General features: G+C 53.7%; 20 protein-coding genes. 19 read left to right on the top strand and 1 reads right to left on the bottom strand.

The annotated features are described in order from the left end of the window. Positions 1-155 precede the first annotated feature (155 nt). The 11 genes from GQY55_RS05920 to GQY55_RS05870 all read left to right on the top strand — a co-directional run bounded on the left by GQY55_RS05920 (position 156) and on the right by GQY55_RS05870 (position 11,545). A complete protein-coding gene (locus tag GQY55_RS05920; RefSeq protein WP_160039135.1) occupies positions 156-857 on the top strand; it encodes a response regulator transcription factor in 702 nt (233 codons plus the stop codon). Then, positions 854-1,825, top strand: coding sequence for a HAMP domain-containing histidine kinase (locus tag GQY55_RS05915; protein ID WP_160039133.1), 972 nt, complete (start codon positions 854-856; stop codon positions 1,823-1,825). Before GQY55_RS05920 ends, GQY55_RS05915 begins: the two co-directional genes overlap by 4 nt. Before the next feature lie 132 nt (positions 1,826-1,957). Beyond that, complete coding sequence (locus GQY55_RS05910; protein ID WP_160039131.1) at positions 1,958-2,728, top strand: ABC transporter ATP-binding protein; 771 nt, start codon at positions 1,958-1,960, stop codon at positions 2,726-2,728. Beyond that, positions 2,703-4,652: an FtsX-like permease family protein gene (locus GQY55_RS05905; protein ID WP_160039129.1), complete on the top strand. Its 1,950-nt coding sequence runs from the start codon at positions 2,703-2,705 to the stop codon at positions 4,650-4,652. The genes GQY55_RS05910 and GQY55_RS05905 overlap by 26 nt, the downstream gene beginning before the upstream one ends. 71 nt (positions 4,653-4,723) lie before the next feature. After that, on the top strand, positions 4,724-5,359 hold the full coding sequence (locus GQY55_RS05900; protein WP_160039127.1) for a DedA family protein: 636 nt from the start codon (positions 4,724-4,726) through the stop codon (positions 5,357-5,359). A gap of 14 nt (positions 5,360-5,373) precedes the next feature. Beyond that, positions 5,374-6,201 carry an undecaprenyl-diphosphate phosphatase gene (locus tag GQY55_RS05895; RefSeq protein WP_201452116.1) on the top strand — a complete coding sequence of 276 codons (828 nt, stop codon included), beginning with the start codon at positions 5,374-5,376 and terminating at the stop codon, positions 6,199-6,201. A gap of 110 nt (positions 6,202-6,311) precedes the next feature. Then, a complete protein-coding gene (locus GQY55_RS05890; protein ID WP_160039123.1) occupies positions 6,312-7,031 on the top strand; it encodes a response regulator transcription factor in 720 nt (239 codons plus the stop codon). 20 nt (positions 7,032-7,051) lie between these two features. Next, on the top strand, positions 7,052-8,158 hold the full coding sequence (locus GQY55_RS05885) for a sensor histidine kinase (RefSeq protein ID WP_160039121.1): 1,107 nt from the start codon (positions 7,052-7,054) through the stop codon (positions 8,156-8,158). Positions 8,159-8,304: 146 nt separating this feature from the next. Continuing rightward, a complete protein-coding gene (locus GQY55_RS05880) occupies positions 8,305-9,240 on the top strand; it encodes an ABC transporter ATP-binding protein (protein ID WP_160039119.1) in 936 nt (311 codons plus the stop codon). 27 nt (positions 9,241-9,267) lie between these two features. Beyond that, positions 9,268-10,392, top strand: coding sequence for an ABC transporter permease (locus tag GQY55_RS05875; RefSeq protein WP_160039117.1), 1,125 nt, complete (start codon positions 9,268-9,270; stop codon positions 10,390-10,392). 1 nt (position 10,393) lies between these two features. Next, entirely contained in the window at positions 10,394-11,545 is a 1,152-nt protein-coding gene (locus GQY55_RS05870) for an ABC transporter permease (protein ID WP_160039115.1), read from the top strand. A 217-nt stretch (positions 11,546-11,762) separates the two neighbouring features. Here GQY55_RS05870 and GQY55_RS05865 read toward each other — a convergent pair whose 3' ends face one another. Beyond that, entirely contained in the window at positions 11,763-13,505 is a 1,743-nt protein-coding gene (locus tag GQY55_RS05865; protein WP_160039113.1) for an alpha-glycosidase, read from the bottom strand. Positions 13,506-13,761: 256 nt separating this feature from the next. Here GQY55_RS05865 and GQY55_RS05860 point away from each other — a divergent pair, with 256 nt between their 5' ends. The 8 genes from GQY55_RS05860 to GQY55_RS05825 all read left to right on the top strand — a co-directional run bounded on the left by GQY55_RS05860 (position 13,762) and on the right by GQY55_RS05825 (position 22,222). Continuing rightward, positions 13,762-14,436: a response regulator transcription factor gene (locus tag GQY55_RS05860; protein WP_160039111.1), complete on the top strand. Its 675-nt coding sequence runs from the start codon at positions 13,762-13,764 to the stop codon at positions 14,434-14,436. Continuing rightward, positions 14,433-15,878: a sensor histidine kinase gene (locus tag GQY55_RS05855; RefSeq protein WP_160039109.1), complete on the top strand. Its 1,446-nt coding sequence runs from the start codon at positions 14,433-14,435 to the stop codon at positions 15,876-15,878. The genes GQY55_RS05860 and GQY55_RS05855 overlap by 4 nt, the downstream gene beginning before the upstream one ends. Positions 15,879-15,983: 105 nt before the next feature. Then, the gene (locus GQY55_RS05850; protein WP_160039107.1) at positions 15,984-16,898 is read left to right on the top strand and encodes an ABC transporter ATP-binding protein; all 915 of its coding nucleotides are present in this window, start codon (positions 15,984-15,986) and stop codon (positions 16,896-16,898) included. Next, the gene (locus GQY55_RS05845; RefSeq protein ID WP_328803726.1) at positions 16,895-17,617 is read left to right on the top strand and encodes an ABC transporter permease; all 723 of its coding nucleotides are present in this window, start codon (positions 16,895-16,897) and stop codon (positions 17,615-17,617) included. Before GQY55_RS05850 ends, GQY55_RS05845 begins: the two co-directional genes overlap by 4 nt. Before the next feature lies 1 nt (position 17,618). After that, entirely contained in the window at positions 17,619-18,362 is a 744-nt protein-coding gene (locus GQY55_RS05840) for an ABC transporter permease (RefSeq protein WP_160039105.1), read from the top strand. 641 nt (positions 18,363-19,003) lie between these two features. After that, complete coding sequence (locus GQY55_RS05835; protein WP_236575443.1) at positions 19,004-19,546, top strand: reverse transcriptase domain-containing protein; 543 nt, start codon at positions 19,004-19,006, stop codon at positions 19,544-19,546. Between the two features lie 501 nt (positions 19,547-20,047). After that, positions 20,048-21,337, top strand: coding sequence for a group II intron reverse transcriptase/maturase (ltrA, locus tag GQY55_RS05830; protein WP_160039103.1), 1,290 nt, complete (start codon positions 20,048-20,050; stop codon positions 21,335-21,337). 126 nt (positions 21,338-21,463) lie between these two features. After that, positions 21,464-22,222 carry a reverse transcriptase domain-containing protein gene (locus tag GQY55_RS05825; protein WP_268894998.1) on the top strand — a complete coding sequence of 253 codons (759 nt, stop codon included), beginning with the start codon at positions 21,464-21,466 and terminating at the stop codon, positions 22,220-22,222. Positions 22,223-22,387 lie beyond the last annotated feature (165 nt).

The raw sequence follows: 22,387 nt of genomic DNA, 5'->3' as shown, positions 1-22,387 counted from the left end.
AAAAAGCAAGTCAAAAAGGAGCGGTTGTCTCGCGGCAGCTGCTCCTTTTCCATGTTCGTCTACCGCTCAAAAGGAGCAGGCATGATGCAAGCTAGTCGCGGATCTTCATGGTACAATACTAGGCAAATACCCCTTTGACGAAGGAGAAAACTCGAATGTTCAAAATATTTATCGTCGAAGATGACCAAGGCCTTGTGGGCCTGCTGGAAGAGCATTTACGCAGGTTCGGTTACGATACGGAATGCGCTGCCGATTTTGGGGCGGTCATCGCCGAATTTGAAAGGTTTCAGCCCCATCTCGTGCTGCTTGACGTCAATTTGCCGATGTACGACGGGTTTTATTGGTGCCGGCAAATCCGGAACGGCTCGACCTGCCCGATCATTTTCATTTCCGCGCGCGACGGCAAAATGGACCAGGTGATGGCGCTGGAAAACGGGGCCGACGATTATTTGACCAAGCCCTTCGATTTCGAAATCGCCCTCGCCAAAATCAACAGCCAACTCCGCCGGGCTTACGGATCTTACGCCGCATCGCAGCAGCAGCGGACGGTGGCCGTCTCGGGGTTAACCCTCGATGTAGAGCGGCTGACGCTCGCCTTCAATGAGGACAAAACCGACTTAAGCCCGACCGAAGCCAAAATTTTGGATGAGTTGATTGCAAGATCCGGACAAGTCGTCAGCCGGGACCGTTTGCTGGATAAAATTTGGGACGACCAATGGTTCGTCGACGATAACACGCTTAACGTCTACGTCACCCGCGTCCGCAAAAAGCTGGCGTCGGTCGGCATCGAAGACGCCCTTCAAACGATCCGCGGGCAAGGGTACCGCCTGCTGCCGAACTGGGGGGATGAAACATGAGGTTGTTTTTCCGGGACCAAGCCCCTCTTGTCGCCGTCTATTTTTTGCAACTATTCCTCGTAACCCTCGTGTATTGGCTCGACGGCAGCCGCCATTTGAATACCGGATTGTATGCCGGCCTGCTCAGCGTATGTTTGTTGTCCGCCTACCTCGTGATCCGCTACATAAGAAACCGCACCTTTTATGCCCGATTGGCCGCAGAGGCTTCTTCCACCGAGGAGCTGCTGAAGGACAAGCAGCAGACGCCGCTCGCCCAAAGCCTGCAGCGCATGATCAAGCTTCAGCACCGGCGTTATCAGACCGATTTGCAGCAGTACAAGCATAAAATCGAATCCCATATGGAGTTCATTCATCAGTGGGTCCATCAGATGAAGACGCCGCTGTCCGTCATCCATTTGATGATCCGGAACAGGGACGAAGCGGAATTCGCCGCCATCGGCGACGAGCTGGACCGGATCCGAAAGGGACTCGACATCGTGCTGTATACCGCGCGCCTGGATACGTTCGAACGGGATTTTCATGTCGAAACGCTTGATTTGCGCCAGGTCGTACGGGAGGTGACCTCATCCCAGAAAAGGCTGTTTATCCGCAGCCATGTGTTTCCGCTGATCCGGATGGATGAGCCGTTTCCTATCGCCTCGGACGAGAAATGGCTTGGCTTTGTGCTGACGCAGTTGATTACCAATGCCGTCCGTTATACGCGGGGCGAAAATCGCAAGATCGTTTTTTATAGCTATTGCCGCGATGAACGTGTGGTGCTCGAGGTGCAGGATGAAGGAGTCGGCATTCCCAAAGGGGATTTGCCCCGCATATTCGAGCCTTATTTTACCGGGGAGAACGGGAGGGAGTTCCGGGAATCGACAGGCATGGGGCTCTATTTGGCCAAGCAAATTTGCGGGAAACTGGGCCATGACCTTCAGGTTGAATCCGAGGCGGGGAAAGGTACGACCGTTCGGATCATTTTTTAGAAAAATGACGCTCGCGCAAGTGAAGCTTACAAAAGTGTAAGCTTGTGTAAGCTTACGGGATAGCAGCGTGAACCGCATCCTCCCTATAATAAAAACATAAGATCGATCTTATGAAGCAAGGAGCCGGAAGCGTTGACGATTTTGGACGTGAAATACTTATCAAAAATTTATGAAGGACAGGTGCCGCGGCAAGCGCTGGACAATGTCCAATTCTCCCTGCTGAAGGGGGAATTCGTCGGAATCATGGGGCCGTCGGGGAGCGGGAAAACCACGCTCTTGAACGTGATTGCCACCATCGACGAGCCGACCTCCGGGGAAATCATCATCAACGGCGTTAATCCGCACCAGCTCGGACAGACGGAGACGGCGCTTTTCCGCCGACACGAGCTTGGGTTTGTTTTTCAGCATTTTAACCTGCTCGACGCCATGACCGTGGCTGAAAATATCGTGCTGCCGTTGTCGCTTGACGGCGTACCGGTAGGGGAGATGGAGCAAAAATTAAACGATATGGCCTCAAAGCTGGGCATTTCGGACATTTTGGATCGGCGGATTTACGAATGTTCGGGCGGCCAGATGCAGCGTGCTGCCATCGCCCGTGCCCTCATCCACAAGCCGTCGCTGATCCTTGCCGATGAACCGACGGGCAATCTGGATTCGAAGGCTTCGGACGACGTGATGAGGACGCTGGGGTCTTTGAACGGGGAAGAAGAGGCCACGATCCTGATGGTGACCCATGATCCGGTTGCGGCCAGCTTTTGCAAGCGCGTTATTTTTATCAAAGACGGGCGATTTTACAACGAGATTTACCGGGGAGACAACCGCCAAGGATTTTTTCAGCGGATCATCGACATGCTTTCGCTCTTGGGAGGGGATCGCCATGTCCTTTCTACAATTCGCCTATAGAAACGTCTCCCGCAACAAGCGGACGTATGCGGCCTATTTTTTAAGCAGCGCCTTTTCGGTTCTGATTTTTTTCGTTTGCACTTTGTTCATTTTTAATCCTGGACTCCGTGAGTCTATTGTGTATCCGATCGTCATGAAGACGATGATTACGGCTTTATGCGTAATGTATCTTTTTTTGTTCTTTTTTGTACTGTACTCGGTAAGTTCATTTTTGCTCTCGCGCAAACATGAGATCGGGATCTGGCTGATGCACGGCATGACGAATAAGCAGCTGCACCGGATGATTTTTTTGGAAAACATGCTGATCGGAACGGGGGCCATTGTCGCAGGTATCCTCTCGGGGCTTGTCACCGGGAAGCTTTTTCTGATGATGGGCTCCCCTGTGTTCGGCATTCCCTCGATCCCGTTCCGCTTGACGTGGGAGGCGCTTGCACTTACGGTTGGCGCGTTTGCCGTGCTTTTTCTGATCATTTCGGTGTGCACGTCGGCTTTGTTCCGGAATCCTGCGTTAATCGAGCTTTTTCAAGCCGGACGTCGAACAAAAGTTGCTCCCAAAGGATCGGCCCGGCTATCGTGGGCGGCCGCCGTGCTCATCATCGCAGCCTATTGGTTTGCAGCTACGACGAGCGTCTCCAATTTGTACGTTCGCATGCTGCCCGTCACCGCCATGACCGTCGTGGGCACCTATCTGCTGTATAACCACGCGGGGGTATGGCTTGTCGAACGCCTTCAGAAAAAGCGGGGCCTGTTTTGGAAAAAAACGAACATCGTCACGTTGTCCAATCTGTCCTACCGGTTAAAGGACCATTCCCGGATGCTGTTCATGGTGACGATCGTGTCGACCGTTTCGTTCTGCGCGGTAGGCGTATCGGCCTCCATTAATACGCTGTCGGAACAATTTCATAACGATTACCCGGCTGCGGTCAGTTATGTGGCCAAGGACGGCAGCCGGCAGGAGCGGGACCATTTGCAATCCATCCAAGGCGAACTGCTGGCGAAAGGACTGCACCCTCGCATTCTCCAATTTCCGGTCAAAAACATCCAGGTCGTTCCGGAAGGCTCCGGCCCTGCTTCCGAGGTGCTGTCCGTCATTCCAATTTCCAGTTATGAGCGGGCGATCCGAATGGCGGGCCTTCCGTACCGCGAGCAGCCTTTAACCGGTTATGATGCGCTTGCGATGATCAATTCCGAACGGGATAAGGCGTACATGAAAGCAAGGCCGCTGGCGGTGCACATCGCGCAAGGCGGCCGGCTGCGCATCAAGGAAATCGGCTATACCCGGCATGTGGCGGTGCCCGAGCATATGCTGCGGACGGAGCTGCGGCAAATGGACGGCTATACCAGCGGCATCGTTGTCAGCGACGAATTATTCGGCCGCTTGGAGTCCCGGGCGGGGACCGACCGTTATACCGCGTTTTACGTGGACGATTTCCGGAAAACGCTTGGAGCGGCGGGCGAGCTGGCCGCCTCAGGCGAGGTGAAATACGGCGAAGGCCGAGGTTATGCGATCGCCGTCAGCGGCACGCTGTACGTCATGCAGATGAGCGCGTATCGCGCGATGCTTTTTGCCGCGCTGCTGATCGGCACGGTATTTTTCATCGCCGCGGGTTCCTTCCTGTACTTCCGTCTTTATGCGGATCTGGACTACGACCGGCGGCAATATGCGGCCATGGCCAAGCTCGGGCTGACGGATCAGGAACTGAACCGGATCGTGACCCGGCAGATGGCGCTCCTGTTTTTCGTCCCGATCGCCATGGCGGTCATTCACAGCAGTTTTGCCTTTATGGCGCTGCAAAGCCTTTTTTATTTGTCGATCGCGTTTGAAATGGGCGTCGTATTGATTTGTTTTTTCGCGGCCCAGGCGCTGTATTTTTTCTTCATCCGTTACCACTATTTGCGGAACGTAAGGAAAAGGCTGCTGTAGATGCTTAGCGGAATAGGCGCCCGCCGCTGTTCCCGAATCGCCTTCCTATTTAAATGTATCGGAGGTACATCATGCAAACCTGGATTACGGATATCATGGAACAATTCGGTTACGCCGGCATTGCGCTGGTGATCATGCTGGAAAACTTGTTTCCGCCTATACCGTCCGAGGTGATTTTAACCTTCGGCGGGTTTATGACCACGAAAACCCATTTGACGCTGCCCGGGGTGATCGTCGCTGCGACGATCGGCTCGGTGGTCGGGGCCGTTTTGCTCTATTATGTAGGCTTGCTTCTGGAGGTTCGGCGTTTGGAACGTTTCATCGAACGGTGGGGACATGTTCTGCGCGTAAAAAAGGAAGACGTTCGCCGGGCGGACCGGTGGTTCGCCAAGTACGGGTATTGGACGGTCTTTTTGTGCCGGATGATTCCGCTGGTGCGGAGCCTCATTTCGGTTCCGGCGGGCATGGCCCGCATGAATTTCGGCTTGTTTCTGCTTTTTACGACGGTCGGAACGTTGATATGGAACACGGTCCTTGTCTATTTGGGAGCGGCATTGGGCGAGTCATGGGAAAACATCGTGCATTATATGGATGTGTACTCCCATTTTACCTATGCCGTGATCGCGCTGGCCGTATTTGCGGTTTTGTATTTGTATCTGCGCCGGGCTAGAAAAATGAAAACCGGCAATAACCTGAAGGAGTTGTAGCAGTTTTGGAGTGGATGGAGTACATCAAAGCGGTAATTCTCGGAATCGTCGAAGGTTTGACGGAATTTGCCCCGGTGTCTTCCACCGGGCATATGATTATCGTGGACGACATGTGGCTGAAAACGCAGCAATTTCTATCGCAGCCGGCAGCGAACACCTTTAAGGTGGTCATTCAGCTCGGGTCGATTTTGGCCGTTGTGGTGTTGTTCTGGGGCCGGTTCATGGACCTGCTGGGCCTCCGGAGAAGAAAGGCGAAGAACGGGGGCAACGGCTCCGATCAAGGCCGCCTCAAACTGACGCAGGTCATCGTCGGGCTGATCCCGGCGGGCGTTCTGGGCGTGCTGTTCGACGATTATATCGACGAGCATCTGTTTTCGACGCGGACGGTACTGATCGGCCTGGTTGTCGGGGCGCTTCTGATGATTGCCGCCGATGTGTGGGGCCCTAAGCGGCCGAAGGCCGAAACGGTGGACCAGATAACATACGGCCAAGCTTTTTCGGTCGGTGTGATCCAGTGCCTTTCTTTATGGCCCGGATTTTCCCGTTCCGGATCGACCATTTCCGGCGGGGTGTTATTTGGGATGAGCCACCGGGCGGCGGCCGACTTCACGTTCATCATGGCCGTGCCGATCATGGCGGGAGCAAGCGGTTTGTCGCTGCTGAAAAATTGGGAGTATGTTACGGCCGATATGCTGCCGTTTTTTGCTGCCGGATTTATCAGTTCCTTTATCGTGGCGCTGCTTGCCATCCGTTTTTTCCTGAAGCTCATCAACCGGATCAAGCTCGTGCCGTTTGCCGTATACCGGATCGTGCTTGCGGGAATTATCTTTTTTATGTTATAAGTTGTACGCAGCTAAGCCCCAGCCCCTGATTCAGGGGCTTTTTTCTATCCCTTCCCCACCGGGCGCGGCATCATGTAAAATGAGTTTGATAAGGAGACAGGAGGCTGCGCATGAAAATTAAAGTGCTGATCGCGGATGATAATTCCTTTATACGGGAAGGCATGAAGATCATCCTGAATACGTTCGGGGATTTTGAAGTTCTCGCTACGGTGGACGATGGGCGGCAGGCGGTGGAATACTGCAAGGCGCATGAGGTGGACGTCGCTTTGCTGGATGTGCGGATGCCGAACATGAACGGGGTGGAAGCCGCCAGATTGCTGACCGAGGAAACGCGGACCAAACCGCTGATCCTGACGACCTTCGATGACGATGAATACATACTTGATGCCATCCGCTCCGGCGCGAAAGGGTATCTGTTGAAAAACAACGATCCGGAGCGGATCCGCGACGCGATCAAAAGCGTGCACAACGGGCACAGCGTCCTTCAGGACGTGGTGCTGGATAAGCTGAAGTCGCAGGTGACGGGCGGGCCGGGCGGTGGTTCGCCAGCGCCGCAGCCAGCGGCCGGGAAGCCGCCAGCGGAAGAAGCTTCAAAGAAGGATGCCGGAGATCGCGGGGATGCCTGTCCCTTCGACCGCAGCTTGTTCACCGAACGGGAGCTTGAGGTGATGTCGTTGATCGCCCAGGGCTTGTCCAACAAGGAAATTTCCAAGGAGCTGTTTATATCCGAAGGAACGACGGCCAATTACATCACCTCCATCTTGAACAAAACGGCGCTTTCGCACCGCACGCAGATCGCGATCTACTACCTGACGGGCAAAACCCGTTAGAGTGAAAGGATAACATATGTATGGAACTGTGGACGGTCGGCAATAAAACGATCATGGTGCTGTTTGCCGTCATCGCGACCTATTTTACGGCAGCCACGAGGGACGTATGGCTGGTTTTCCTGTTTCTCGCCTATTTGGCGCTGAACCTGATCCTGCATATCGTCAAGCGCACCCGCACCAAAAAGGCGATCGTTCTGGCGATTATTCTGTTTTTGATCGGCTGCTCGGTCTATCATCCGTATTTTACGCTGCTGCTGCCGTTCAGCTTCAATGAGCTGGCTTCTTTTTATCCCGGCTCAAACGGTTATTTGCTGCTGGCCATCATGGCCCCGGTCATTTTTTTGCGCGATGCGATGATGATTTTATATGCATTTGTGGCTGCGCTCGGTTTTTTCAACTATTGTATGGTACGCCGCTATATGGGGAGAGTGGTCAGGCAGGAGGACGAGCTTGGGAGCATGCGCAGGCAGCTGCATAAGATGGCCAAAAGCCTCAATGAAAATCAGGATTTCGCCCGCGCTTCCGAATATATGGTCAAGCTCGAGGAGCGGAACCGGCTCACCCAGGAAATTCATGACGGCATCGGCCATTCGATGACGGGCGCGCTGATTCAGATGGAGGCCGCCAAACGGCTGCTGAACAGCGACCCGGCCACCGCGGAAACGCTGCTGCAAAACGCCATCGGCATTTCCAAAGAAGCGATCGAGGAAATCCGGATTACGCTCAAAAGCAACAAACCCCCCGTGGAGCAGCTTGGTCTTAGCCGCCTGAAAACGGCCGTCGAAGCTTTTAGCGGAAAAACCGGACTGATGACCTCGGTCGTTCATGAAGGAAACATGGAAAGCATCACGCCGCTGCAGTGGAAAATCATTTATGAAAACGTGACGGAAGCGCTGACCAATTGCGCGAAGTATTCCGGCGCCACAGCCGTTCACGTCGAAATCCGGGTGCTGAACCGCCTGATCAAAGCCGTCGTCGCCGACAACGGAAAAGGCGCAGCCAAAATCGTCAAAGGTCTCGGCTTAATCGGGATGGAGGAGCGTACCGCGTCCGTCAGCGGAACGGTCATTGCCGACGGCACGAACGGTTTCAGCATCACGACCCTGATTCCGCATGAGGGCAAGTGAGAATGTTCATCCGCCCCGCGGCGGATGCCCACAACAACATATGAAATTTCTCATGTACAAAGGATGAACTTATGCACTGACGTAAGGGCGTCCTTTTTTATTAAGATAGGGACATCAAGAGAACAACGAAACGGAGTGAAAAATAAATGAACGTTTTGGATATTCGGGGTCTTACGAAAAAATTCGGCGATTTCGTCGCGGTCGACAACATGTCGCTGACGGTTCGCGAGGGGGAAATTTTCGGGTTTCTCGGCGCCAATGGCGCCGGTAAAAGCACCACGATCAACATGATCTCATCGCTGCTTCGTCCGACGAGCGGAGAAATCCGGATTTTGGAAAAGGACATCATGAAGCAGAGCCGTTTTGCCAAGATGAACTTGGGCATCGTTCCGCAGGATCTGGCCATTTACGAAGATATGACCGCCTATGAAAATGTAAGTTTTTTTGCCGGATTGTACGGACTTCGGGGCGAGAAGCTGAAAGAGCGGACCGAGGAAGCGCTGGAGTTCGTCGGACTCAGCGACAAGGCGAAAAACTTCCCGAAAAATTTTTCGGGCGGTATGAAACGCCGCCTCAACATCGCCTGCGCGATCGCGCATAAACCGAAGCTGATCATTATGGACGAACCGACGGTCGGGATTGACCCCCAATCGCGCAACTATATTTTGACTTCGGTGCGGAAACTGAACGAATCGGGCTGCACCATCATTTATACCAGCCACTACATGGAGGAAGTCGAAGAAATTTGCTCGCGCATTGCGATCGTCGACCATGGCAAAATCATCGCCGAGGGCACGAAAGAACAGCTCAAATCGACCATCACCGACGTCAAGGATATCCGCATCGAGCTGAAAACCGTGCAGGGAACGGAAGGGGAGCTGCTGAAGCCGGTTCCGGGCGTACGGACCGTGCACCAGGAGGATAACGTGATCCGCGTGCACAGCGATGCGGCTGTCGATAATTTGAACCGGATGCTCAAGCAGCTGATGGATGCCGGCAAAGAAATCCGTTCGGTCGAGGAGCAGGAGCCGAATTTGGAGTCGGTATTCCTGACGCTGACGGGCCGTAATTTACGGGATTAATTTTCGACGAAAAGAGGTATTTATGCCGTGAATATTTTATCGATTGCAATCAAAGAGATCAAACAGGATTTCCGCGACTGGCGCACGATCCTATTCATGCTCTGTTTTCCGATCGTGCTCATGCTGATCCTCGGACTCGCGCTGACCAATGCGTTCAGCTCGGAAGTGTCGATCGGGGACGTGAAGGTCGTCGTAAAAGACGCCACCGGCGGAGGGCCGCTTTCCGAAGCTTTTGCGGCCTTTACGAAGGAAGTCGGCAAAATGGGCGTTACCTTCGAACCTCTAAAACCCGGCATGGACGGTAGAGAGGAAGTCGAAAACAATCGCTACGCGGATTATGTGGAGCTGACGAACCAAGGCATCTCCATGTACGGCAGCAGCCGCGACGCGATCGAAAGCAATATCGTGCAGGGGATGCTGGCTTCTTTTACGGATAAATACAATGCGACGGCGGCAGTGGCGAGCATCGAACCGGCCAAGACGGAGATGGTGCTTGCAAGCGGCGGAAGCGACTACATCAAGGAATCGTCCGTCGATCCCAATCGGACGCCGGGCTCGATCGATTACTATGCGCTGGCGATGACCGTCATGGTCGGCATGTGGGCGGCCATGGCCGCAGGCGGGCTCATTCAAGGCGAGGTTTGGCAAAGAACGGCGGTAAGGCTTGTCATTGCCCCGATCCGCAAAAGCGAGATTTTTGCGGGCAAAATTTTAGGCGGGCTCGTTTCCAATTTATTATGCGTCATCGTCATTATTGTGTTCAGCAAATACGTGTTCAAAGCCTATTGGGGCCATCATATGGGAATCGTCATCATCGTGTTGATATCTGAAGTCATCATGGCGATGAGCTTCGGCCTGGCCGGCAGCTATTTGTTGAAAGGAGCGGCATCGCGCGGCATCATCAGCCTCGTCGTTCAATTGTTGTCCTTTTTCGGGGGTGCCTACTTCCCGATCGGGGATGATTCCGGCGGAGGCGTGATGGGATTTCTCGTGAACCTGTCCCCGATCCGATGGGCGAACCACGGTTTGACGCAGGTCATCTACGGCAACAACGTTTCGGCGGCATGGCCCGTCGTCATGCTGAACATCGGTTTCGCTGTTTTATTCTTGGTCGTATCCATATTTGCAATGAGACGCAGGGAGGGACTGTAACATGTGGAGAGATATATGGTTTCTGGCGACCCGAACGATGCTCATGACGTTTCGCAAACGCAGCGCGTTGATCTTATATTTCGGCCTGCCGATCGTTGGCATACTGGGCTCCGTTCTGCTCTACGGTTCGAGCGGACCGACGGAACTGAGGGTAGGGGTCGTCAACGAGGACAGCGGTCAACAGATCGCGGAGGACACGGTCGGATTCGTTAAGAACCTGGATCATGTCAGCCTCGTCAACGTTAGCCGCAGCGAATTAAAAGAGCAGCTGGCTGCAAGCAAACTCGACAGCGGCCTGATCATCGATTCGGGTTTTTCGGAAAGCGTGCTGAGCGGGAGTCCCGATCATATCGCGATCGAATCGGTGAAAGGCGCGCAAGTCACCGCGTATATGAAATCGATGCTGCACGGATATATCGATAACGTGTCGGCAATGGGCAAAATCGCGGGCGGCGATGCGGACAAATTCGGAAAGCTGTACGATCAATACCGCTCCTCTACGTTTAAACTGACGTCCGAATCGGTAAACGATACGTCCGTGACGAAAGAAATGTCATACCAATCGATCGGGTTCCTGCTGATGTTCATGTTGAATTCGGCCTCGAGTTTGGCGGAATTGATGCTTAAACACCGGGAAAACCGGACCTACTACCGGATTCTTTCTTCGCCGATCAACGCCAAGACGTATGTGCTTGCCAACATTGTGGTGAACGCCATCGTCATGGTCGCGCAAATCGTGATCGCGCTCTTTTTCATGCGGGTCGTGTTCCGTTTGGACCCGGGCGTTCCGATCGGTGAGATGCTGGGCATTCTGGCCATCTTTGCGGTCGTATCGATCAGCCTGTCGCTCGTCATCATCGCATTTTCGAAAAGCTCGGGCATGGCCGGCGCGCTCCAAAACCTCGTCATCATACCGACATGCCTGCTGTCCGGCTGCTTTTTCCCGCTCAGCATCATGCCCGAGACGCTTCGCCGGGTCTCCGACTTTTTGCCCCAGAGCTGGGTGCTGCAGTCCATCGAAAAGCTGCAGGCGGGAGAAACGTTCGGCTCCATTTGGTTTCATCTGTCGATTTTGCTTGCATTTGCAGTCGTGTTCTTCCTGATCGCGACATACAAGTTCGGACGGAACAACGATACGAGAAATTTCGTCTGAAGCCGGTTTAATCCGAAGCGTTTTGAATATCTTGTTCCAAATGGAGGATTTTGCAAAAATCCAAGGAGCGACTTTCAATCCGCAATAGATAGAGCAAAACGGTTTATTCGTTTATTGTACCCGGGAGCGGCCGGAATCGAATTTTGCAAAATAAAGGGGATGTCCCGCGTTAGCGGGCATCCCCTTTGCGCATGCAGCGTTTTGTTTGCACGTTATCTTATAAGGCCCTTAACATCACACAGCCGTAGGCAGGCAGCTTCATGCTGAGCACGCCGCTGTGGGCGGATACATTGTCGCCGGTGCGGATATCCTGCCAGCGTTCCTCCGGCACCGACACGTTGATGTTTTTCGCTTTTGCCGCATTGTTCATGAAGATGATGATTTTGTCGTTTTCGTCCTCACGGGTATATACCAAGCTGGTGCTGCCGGCTTTAGCCGACAGGAATTTCAGCGATCCGGTGCGGAGGGCGCCGTATTTTTTGCGCAGGGCGATCAGCTCCCGGTAGAAGGAGAACAGCTCCCGGTCCTGTTTGGTTTCATCCCACTCCATGCATTTGCGGCAGCCCGGATCATGTCCTCCGGTCAAGCCGATTTCGTCCCCGTAATAAATGCAAGGCGTTCCGGTATAGGTGAATTGGAACTGGACGGCGAGTTTCATTTGTTCCTTATTGCCGTCGCATTTGGTCAGCAGCCGGGCTGTATCATGGCTGTCCAGCAAATTGAAGGCCGCCTCGTTTACCTGGCGCGGATAGCGCACATATTGGCTGGCGAGAGCGTTCGCAAAGCTGCGGGCATCCCGGGTGCCGTCAACGAAAAAGTCCAGCACTGCATTCGTAAACGGATAATTCATGACGGCGTCGAACTGGTCTCCCATCAGCCATGGCGAGGACTCGTGCCAAATCTCGCCCAGAATATAGGCGTCCGGCTTGATGCCTTTGACGACTTTGCGGAATTCGCGCCAAAATTCGTGATCGACTTCGTTGGCGACGTCCAGGCGCCAGCCGTCGATGTCGGCCTCCTTGATCCAATAAGCGGCAGCCTTCAGCAAATATTCCTTTACCTCGGGATGGGCGGTGTTCAGCTTCGGCATCAAAGGCTCAAAAGCAAAGGTATCGTAAGTCGGAATGCCGTCTTCCACGGCAATCGGGTATTTCCGGATATAAAACCAATCTTTATAGCGGGATTTTTCCCCGTTTTTTTGCAGGTCCACAAAAGGCGCAAACGTTCTTCCGGAATGGTTGAACACCGCGTCGAGGATGACGCGGATGCCGCGCTCGTGGCAGATGGCGACGAGCTTTTTCAACGTATCGAGATCCCCGAACTGAGGATCGATCTGCATGTAGTCCTCGGTGTCGTATTTGTGATTGGTCGTCGCTTTAAAAATCGGCGTGAAATAAACCGCGTTGATGCCGAGTTCCGACAAATGGTCGATATGGTCGATGACACCCTGCAGGTCTCCGCCGAAAAAGTTGTCCGGCTTAGGCGTTCCGCCCCAAGGGAGCGTTCCTTCCGGATCGTTGGCCGGGTCGCCGTTGGCAAAACGTTCGGGAAAAATTTGATAGAACACCGCATCCTTCACCCAGTCCGGCGTTTCAAACACGTCGACCGGATTGATGAACGGATATTCGAACAGTCGATCCGGATTTTCCGGCTCCTGCTTCAAAAAGTCGTATTCGGTCATCCAATATTTCTCCGCGCCTTTTTGCAGCAAAAAGCCGTATTTTAATCGCCGGTATTCCGGAACGATTTCGCATTCCCAATAATCGAACAGCTCGTCGGACGCGAGCTTCGTCATCGGCACATAGGTTTTGGAACGATCCCAAATGTATTTGTCCCCGGCCATCGCGGACACGGCGGTGACGTCATTCCGCTTGGTGCGGATCCGGAGATGGATCGTGCGCCCGTCATAGGCGTAACACCAGTTCAGTTTAGGGCGGTGATAGACAGCTTCAAGCAGCATGAGATTTCCTCCTTAAGGCTCAAATATGATTTTCTGCGTTAAAAAGCGATAGTGGCGAAGGGGACGGAATCGATCCCCACCACATCAAAAAAAAGGCACAACCGGGACGGATAGCGCTGTCCGAGGTTGTACCTTGATTTCAGGGTAACATAGCCTTTAAATTGATAATGAATGATACGTAAAATATACCACGGTTTCATGGACGACACAACCGGATTTGTGCAGATCCGAAAGAGGAAGGATGGGCAACAATCATATGAGCATTCATTTGTTATATATCGAAGACGACACGGAAATCGGCGCATGGGTAAACGAGGATTTGACGGGGAGGGGATATGAGGTCACTTGGCTGCAAAACGGGGAGCGGGCCGTCGACCACGCGACGGGGTGCCGCCTCGTCATCCTTGACGTGATGCTGCCGGGTCTGGACGGATTCACGATCGGGCAGCGGCTCAAAAAAGCCTATCCGGATCTGCCGATCCTTATGCTTTCGGCGAGAACCTCCATCGACGACAAACTCGAAGGGCTGCAGTTCGCGGACGATTATGTGACGAAGCCGTTTCACCCGGACGAGCTGGCGGCCCGGATCGAGGTTCTGCTGCGCCGCTCCGGCTCCTATTCTTCAGAGCCGCTGGCGCTGGGGCATCTCCTCGTCTATGAACGGGAAAACCGGATCATGAACAAGGACACGGGCGAGGAAATCGTTCTGACAGGCAAGCAGTTTCAAATCTTCATGTATTTGCTCCGCCATCTGGGACAAATTTTGACGAAAGAGCAAATCTACGAAGGCGTTTGGGGAGATCCGTACCTCGACGGGGATAAAACCTTGATGGTCCATATCCGGTATTTGCGTGAAAAGCTGGAGCGCGATCCGGCGAATCCGGAAATTATCGAGACGATCCGCGGCGTCGGCTACCGGGTGAAAGCATGAGGAACAAGACGCTGCCGAAACCCCGTTTTCGCGGGTCCTTGCTTTCCAGATATCTGCTCATCATTCTGATTGCGCTGCTGTTCATCCCGGTCGTGTTCCCCGTTTCGCTGATCGGTTACCAGATCGTGCAGAACTTGGTGCACGGGAACGTGTACCCGAAGTCCGGGCAGCAGCCTGAGGAGCGGTACCGGACGATCCATCTCGAAAACATGTGGCATGATGAAGCCAAGAAGCTGAAGGGAAGCACGCCGGATGAGATCGACCGGAGGATCGGCGAGCTCGGCAAGGCGTATTCGAAGGTGGATATGTTTTGGGTCGACGCCGATTCGCGTGTAAGGCAGCCGGCCGGCGGCAGGCTGCATTTGCCCGAAACATGGGATGCGGCCGACGCGATTTCGTACATGAAGCATTACAGGGAAGCGACGCAGCAATTTTCGGTGATCGCGTTTATCGGGGACGATGAAAAGCTGAACCGGGGGTTTATGGTCATGCAGGTCTCCAAAGCAGAGTTAAGCCCGAGGGATAACGATTTGTCGGCGCGCGAGTCGATGGCCTTTTTCGGCATCATCCTGCTGATGTTCGTGCTGTTCATCGTCGTATCCTGGATGTTTTTCATGAACATGCGCCGGAGGCTCCTCCGCCTGCAGTATGCCATGACGGTTCAGAACGGGAGCGGGCTGCCCGATCCGATTGCGGTCCGGAAAAGCGACGAGATCGGGCAGCTTGAGGAAGCGTTTAACGGCATGGTTCGCCAGCTTGACGGCAGCCTGAAGCGGGAGCGCGAAGAGGAGGAGCTGCGCAAGCGCCTCGTCGCAAATCTGTCGCATGATTTAAGGACGCCGTTGACGGTCGTCCGCAGCCATGTGTATTCCCTGCAAAAAGAGCAGCTTTCGGAGCGAGGCAAGGAACTGCTGAAACTGACGGAATCCAAGCTCGGCGATCTTTCCGGCCTCATCGACAACCTGCTGTCCTACAATTTGCTGACAAGCGGCAAATATACGCTCCACCCGGAGCGCATCGACGTGCTCCGCGTCGTCCGGGAAAGCGCCGCGGCCTGGTACCCCCTTTGGGAAAAGGAAGGTTTCGAGGTGGATATCGACCTGCCGGAAGGTCCCGTTTATTGGATGCTTGATGCCCAATGGTTCCGGAGAATCCTCGATAATGTATTCCAAAACGTCGTCAGGCACGCACGGAGCGGGCAGTATATCGGCGTCGGGACGGCAACGGACGCTGCCGGCGGGATGGCCATCGTGATTAGGGACAAAGGCAAAGGGATGAAGGCTTCCTCGGGAGACAAGGGGGCGGGGATCGGCCTGGCGATCGTCGGCTTCCTTGCGAGGGAAATGGGGCTGGGGATGGAAATCCGCAGCACCGAAGAGGGCACGGCCATCATGATCTCTCCCGCCGCTTTTGGGGGCGAACAGGGATTAAGGCTGAGATGAAAAGATGAACGAGGGCGGGCGGTCCCAAGTTTAAAAAAATTTTAAACTTGGGACCGCCTGTCTTTTAACCTAAGGGGGCTAATATAGTTCCCGAGGTGATTCATAGTGAGAGAACTCGTGATCGAGACAAAAGATTTGAATAAAAAATACCGCGGGCGTTACGCCGTCAGAAATTTGAACCTGGAAATCGGAAGAGGGGAGATTTACGGATTCCTGGGGCCGAACGGCGCCGGCAAAACGACGACGATCCGGATGCTGCTCGGACTGATCCGTCCGACGATGGGGTCGATCCGGATTTTCGGAAAAGACTTGCGGAAAGAAAAACTGAACATTCTCCGCAAGGTCGGCTCGCTGGTGGAATACCCGTCCAACTACGGGCATTTGACGGCGGTGCAAAACCTGGAAGCGGTGCGCCGCATTTTGGATGTGCCGAAATCCCGGATCGACGAGGTGCTGGGCATCGTATCGTTGACCAAAGACGCAAAACGCCCGGTGAGGGGGTATTCGCTCGGAATGAAACAGCGCCTTGGCATCGCGACGGCTCTTCTCGGCAACCCCGAGCTGCTGATTTTGGACGAGCCGACCAACGGTCTGGATCCGGAAGGCATTCACGAAATCCGCGAGCTGATCCGCAGCATGCCGCAGCAGCATGGCATTACGGTGCTGGTCTCCAGCCACTTGCTGTCCGAGGTGGAGCAGATGGCCGGAACGGTAGGCATCATCCGCGAGGGCGAGATGGTCTTTCAGGATACGATCAGCAACTTGCAGCAGCAGGCATCGGGAGGTTTCCGGCTCGTCGTTTCCGAACCGGTCGAAGCGCTGCAGCTGATCCGGGGACAGGGTTACGCCGGTCAGCTGGAGGAAGGCGGGCTCAGGCTGGACCAGCTCAGCGATCCGGAAGTGGCGCTGCTCGTCAAACGGCTGGTGGACCATAACCACGCGATTTACCGCGTGGAAGAGAAACGCCGCACGCTTGAAGATATTTTCATGCAGGTGATCGAGCAAGGGGGACTTTCATGATGATCGGTAAAGCATTGTCGTCCGATTTCCTGAAGATCCGCAGAAAAGGCGTCTGGTTTCTCGTCCTGCTCGGCTCCGTCGGGCTGCTGGCCATGCAGGCGTTGAATTTCGGCCTTCGTTACGATTACATGATCGATCATTATAAACCCGATTTGTGGCAAGGGCTGATCCGGGAGATTTTCTCCTTCGTGCCGATCGCCTTATACCTTGGGGCCACGTTGATCTCCTCGCAGATCGCGAACGTGGAGCATCAGAACAATTCATGGAAGCAGCTGCTGGCATTGCCGATCTCCAGGGCATCCGTATTTACCGCCAAGGTTCTGCTCGGCTTTATCGCGATGGGAGTCGCCTGCCTGATTTTATCTGCCGGAACCGTCGTATTAGGGATTTTGCTGAAGTTCGGAACCGGGAATATCCCGTATTTGATGATCTTGAAGCTTAGCTTTTTGCCTTACCTGGGGGCGCTGCCGATGCTGGCGCTGCAGTTGTGGCTGTCTTTGTCGCTTAAAAATCAGGCTCTGCCCGTCACGCTTGGCATTACGGCGGCCATCGCCTCGATGTTTGCCGCGAACTACCCGGAATTCATTCCGCTTTCCTGGCCGTTTTTGTCCTTTATCAGCGAAGCGAAACCCGCGCTTCCGGTAGGTGCGGGCATCATCCTCGCTTTTATCATCTACATGGCGGGGATGGGGCATTTTCGCGGAAAGGATGTGAACTGACATGGGAGGTTATTTTAAAGTATTGTCTTCGGAACGCCTGAAGATGTCGCGTTCGTTTATCGTGCTTTTGCTGCTGCTGAGCCCGGCGATTGCGGTTTTGGTCGGGCTGCTGTCGAATATGGAGGGCGCGGACCGCCCTTGGCTGGTTTTGCTGGGCACGATGGGGATGCTGCACGCCCTGCTGTTTCTGCCGATCCTGTCCGGCATATTCGCGGCTTTTATTTGCCGGTACGAACACAGCGGGGGAGGATGGAAACAGCTGCTGGTACTGCCGGTGACCCGGACGGGCGTATTTTTCGCCAAATATTCGGCCGTGATCGCGATGCTGGCATTCATGCAGATCCTGTTCCTTGGAGCGATGCTGCTTGTCGGCTCGATCAAAGGCATCGATGCTCCCGTCGAATGGGGGATCATCGGGCGCTGCCTGCTTGGCGGATGGGTCGCCTGCCTGCCGCTGGCGGCGCTGCAGCTTGCCGTATCGCTGATGTGGAGCAGCTTCGCCGCTCCGCTGGCGTTGAACGTCGTATTCACCATCCCGAACATGCTTGTTGTCAACTCGGCCCAATACGGCCCCTATTATCCTTGGGCGCAGCCGTTTCTCGCCACGATTCCCGGTCAGGCGATGGAAGGCGGGGGCTTCGGGGCAATGAACCTGCCGTTCGAAAATTTGATGATTACGGTGCTGGGCAGCTTCGTGGTTTTCCTGATTTTCGGCTGGACGTATTTCAGACTGAAGGAAATTTAGAAAATAACGCAAATAACGTTCGCTTCAAGCGGATGAAATCGCAGAAAGCAGCCGTATCCATTCAAACAAAGCGTCTTCGCAGCGTCGAGGGCGCTTTTTTTATTGTAGCGTGCCCAGCCAAGCACGCATCTTCTAGCCGGTGAAAGTCCGGTCACGGGAGGGGCCAAGCCCCCGTGTAGCTAGGATGCCTGCGTACGGAGAAATCTGTGCGCAGAAGCGCATCGACAAAAGTACCCGTCAGAGACGGGGCGAGCAACCGGTCAGGCCGTAACATCAAGTGAATCCTGCCGCGTCGTCAAAAAGGCCTCGCAAGAGGGACAAGAGGAAGCCGAGTCTCGTGCATATGGACGAAGGCCATGGAAGTTGCCTGGAACTTGGAGCAGCAACGAAGAATCCTCCGGCGTATGGGGAGCGGCATGACAGGAAAGAGGATGCAGTGAACTGGGGAGACCCTCCCCTGCACGGAATCAAATTTTTTTTGAGACCGTAAAGAGACGTTCTATAAGCCCGGAAGGTGAAGTGACTCGTCTGCAGGAAGGGAGTCCGAGGGGTTCATACTACCGAGGAACCGCAGGACAACACAACCTGCGGGAGGGAAGGAGCCCTGCTTTGTTCATGTTTTTTTTAGGAGGTACGAGTTAGTGAATGCCAAACGGCTAACGACACCAAAGGAAAACGTTCAACAACTCCAGGAAAAACTAGGTCATGCGGCCAAGGAAAATAAGAAGCGAAGATTCCACGCACTGTACGACAAGGTCTATCGCATGGACATCTTAGAGGAAGCTTGGCGGAGGGTACGAGCCAACAAAGGGTCGGCCGGAATCGATGGAGAAACAATATCGGATATCGAGAAACAGGGAGAAGCACATTTCCTGCAAGAGTGCCAAAGACGCCTGAAGGAAGGCAAGTACCACCCACAGCCTGTTCGTCGGCATTACATTCCCAAGAAAGACGGGAAGCAAAGACCGCTGGGTATTCCGACCATCCGAGACCGTGTCATACAGATGGCAACGAAATTAATCATGGAACCGATCTTCGAAGCGGATTTTCAGGAATCATCATTTGGATTCCGCCCGAAACGAAGCGCGAAGGGTGCGCTGGATCGAATCCGGAAAGCCTGCAATCGCAAAGGGAATTGGGTGGTCGACGTCGACATCCAAGGGTACTTTGGTGCGCCTAGGTAAGCTGGGTGCTTTCAGTGGGTGGAATTCCCACCCGGGCAAAGGGAATAAGCCGCCCTACCCGGAATCGAGTCTTGAGCACGCAAAGGCAACGATGCGGGTTAAGCGTAGACAGAGCGACGTCCAGGCCGTAACGCAAGTGAAGCGATAGAGCCTCGTGAGATATCCGGGGGCCGACAAGGTCGAATACTTGGAAGGCTATAGTAGATTTCCGCAAGAGGCGAGGAAATCGGAGACCCCGGCGGGGTCTGAGAGCACGGCATGGCGGAAAAGGAAGCATCACGGAACTAGGGAGATCCATCGCGGTCTTCGCGAAAAAAAAAAAAAAAAAAAATGCGGAGTACGCCGACTGAAAGGACCATCCATAGGAGAGCGGATGCCGCGGTGGAAGTCGGACCTGCTGATAGTACTCGGAGCGCGGGAAAGCCGCGCACAGGGGGAAGCGGCAGGGCAGAGTAAATTCTTAACAACGAAACATACCCCACACACAGAGGTGGACATCGTATGTCAACAGACTTGGCTAAGATAGCAGAGAAAGCTCGGCAAGATAAGAAAATCCGATTCACGTCACTGGCGCATCTCATGACACCCGAGTTTCTGCAAGAGACATGGGGGATGATGAACCGCCGAGGGGCAAGCGGAGTTGATGGAGAAACAACGAAGGAATTTGAAGGGAATCTCAAAGAGCGGACAGAAGACCTGTGTCAGCGGCTTAGACAAAATCGTTATCAAGCGCCACCCGTAAGACGAGTGGACATCCCGAAAGGGAATGGGAAAACGAGGCCACTCGGCATTCCAACAGTGGAAGATCGACTGGTACAGCGGTCAGTAACGAGAATAGTAGAGACCATCTTTGAACAGGATTTTCTGGGCTTGTCCTATGGATTCCGTCCGGGAAGAAACCCCCATATGGCGCTTAAAGCGCTCAGAACTTGCATTGTAACAAAGAAAGTCAGGCATGTATTTGAAGCAGATATTCGCGGGTACTTCAACCACATCAACCACGAATGGCTGATGAAGATGGTCAAACAACGCATTGCCGATCCGGGGATTTTACGTCTCATCGGGAAATGGTTGCGGGCAGGAGTCATGCAGCACGGCGTTGTCACGCGAAATGAGGAAGGTACGCCACAAGGCGGACCGATTAGTCCCCTGCTGGCGAATATTTATTTGCACTACGTGTTGGACCTCTGGTTCAAGAAACGGTTCAAGAAATGCGTACAAGGGGAAGCATATCTCATCCGCTTTGCGGATGACTACGTCGCGTGTTTCGAATACAAGCGAGATGCTGAGAACTTCCAAACGCTACTAAACGAAAGGATGAAGAAATTCAACTTGGAGTTGGCGGAGGAAAAGACGCGTCTCATGATCTTTGGGCGATTTGCAAGGGAGAGAAAAGCGGAATTCGGGGAAAAGCCGGATACGTTCGATTTTCTGGGATTTAAACATGTCTGTGGAGTAGGACGCAGAGGCGAATTCGCACTCATACGGATACCAAGCGTAAAGAGCATCCGAAAATTTACAGAGCGAGTTGGAATCTGGTTAAAGACACACCGGCACTGGAAAAGACGAGACCAGCAAAAGCAACTCACAAGAATGTTGCAAGGTTTCTACCAATATTTTGCTCTATACCACTGCGATTACAAGTTGCACAGCCTCAAACGGCAAATTGAAAGACAGTGGATACGGGTACTCCGTAGAAGGAGCCAAAGACATCGTCTGTACTGGTCCTATCTGAGAAGCAGGGACTGGTTTAAATTGCCGGAGCCGAAGTTGCTCCATCCAACGATCTAACGAGAAAATCTGTGAACGACTCTGGGGAGCCCGATGCGGGAAATCCGCACGTCGGGTTCTGATTGGGGCTGACGGCACAAGGAGGAAAAAAAAAAAAATCCGAGGCCGTCTTCTACCAACCACAACATCAACCAAGAGAAGCTGATGAAACTGGTGGAAATGCGAATCAGCGACAGACGCATCTTGAAGTTGGTGCGGAAGTGGCTGAAAGCGGGAGTATTGGAGGAAGGAAGGGTCAGGCGCTCGGACTTGGGCACACCACAAGGTGGTGTGATTTCCCCGCTGCTTGCGAACATCTATCTGAATTATTTCGACATCCTGTGGGAACGACATGGCGGTGGAATCGGGGAACTTACGCGCTACGCGGATGACCTCGTCGTCGTATGCAAAACGAAGAAAAACGCAGACCGGGCGTATGAACTTATCCATGCGATCATGGGGCGGCTGGAACTCACTTTGCATCCAACCAAAACGCGCATCGTCGGACTCTGGACAGGAGAAGAAGGGTTTGATTTTCTAGGCATGCATCATCGCAAGACGAAAGCCGAAACCTCACAGGGTAAAGTGTACTACACAACGCAGCAATGGCTGTGCCGGAAAGCGGAGGAGCGCATCCGAGAAGTGGTAAAAGAACGTCTGGCCCCGCCTAACCAGAGGCATAGGTCACTTGCGGAACATGTGAAGTGGCTAAACCCGAAGATTCAGGGATGGCGTAACTACTACTATACGTCCTACAGTCAACGAAAGATGGCAAAATTGGATTGGTACATCGTGCAGCGTCTGGCGAAATGGTATGCAAAGAAAAGACAACGTACGCGGTGGCAGAGTACAGTCCAGGAGATCCGGCACATGACGAGTCAATGTGGACTCAAAACGCTCTTATAATCTGTATGCACGTGAATGACGAACATCGGAAAGCCGTATGAGGGAAAACCTCACGTACGGTTTGATGAGGAGGGGCAGAAATTCTCTGCCCTTTACTCTAGATCTACGAGGTTCCCGCAAAATGCTTGAATCGGCTTCGAAGGTTTGCTATTCACAAAGCAAATA

It is taken from the genome of Paenibacillus sp. USDA918EY (assembly GCF_009870825.1).
GTDB lineage: Bacteria > Bacillota > Bacilli > Paenibacillales > Paenibacillaceae > Paenibacillus_AQ > Paenibacillus_AQ albilobatus.
The sequence above is the reverse complement of the archived record's forward strand: the minus strand, read 5'-3'. Positions and strand labels throughout refer to the sequence as shown.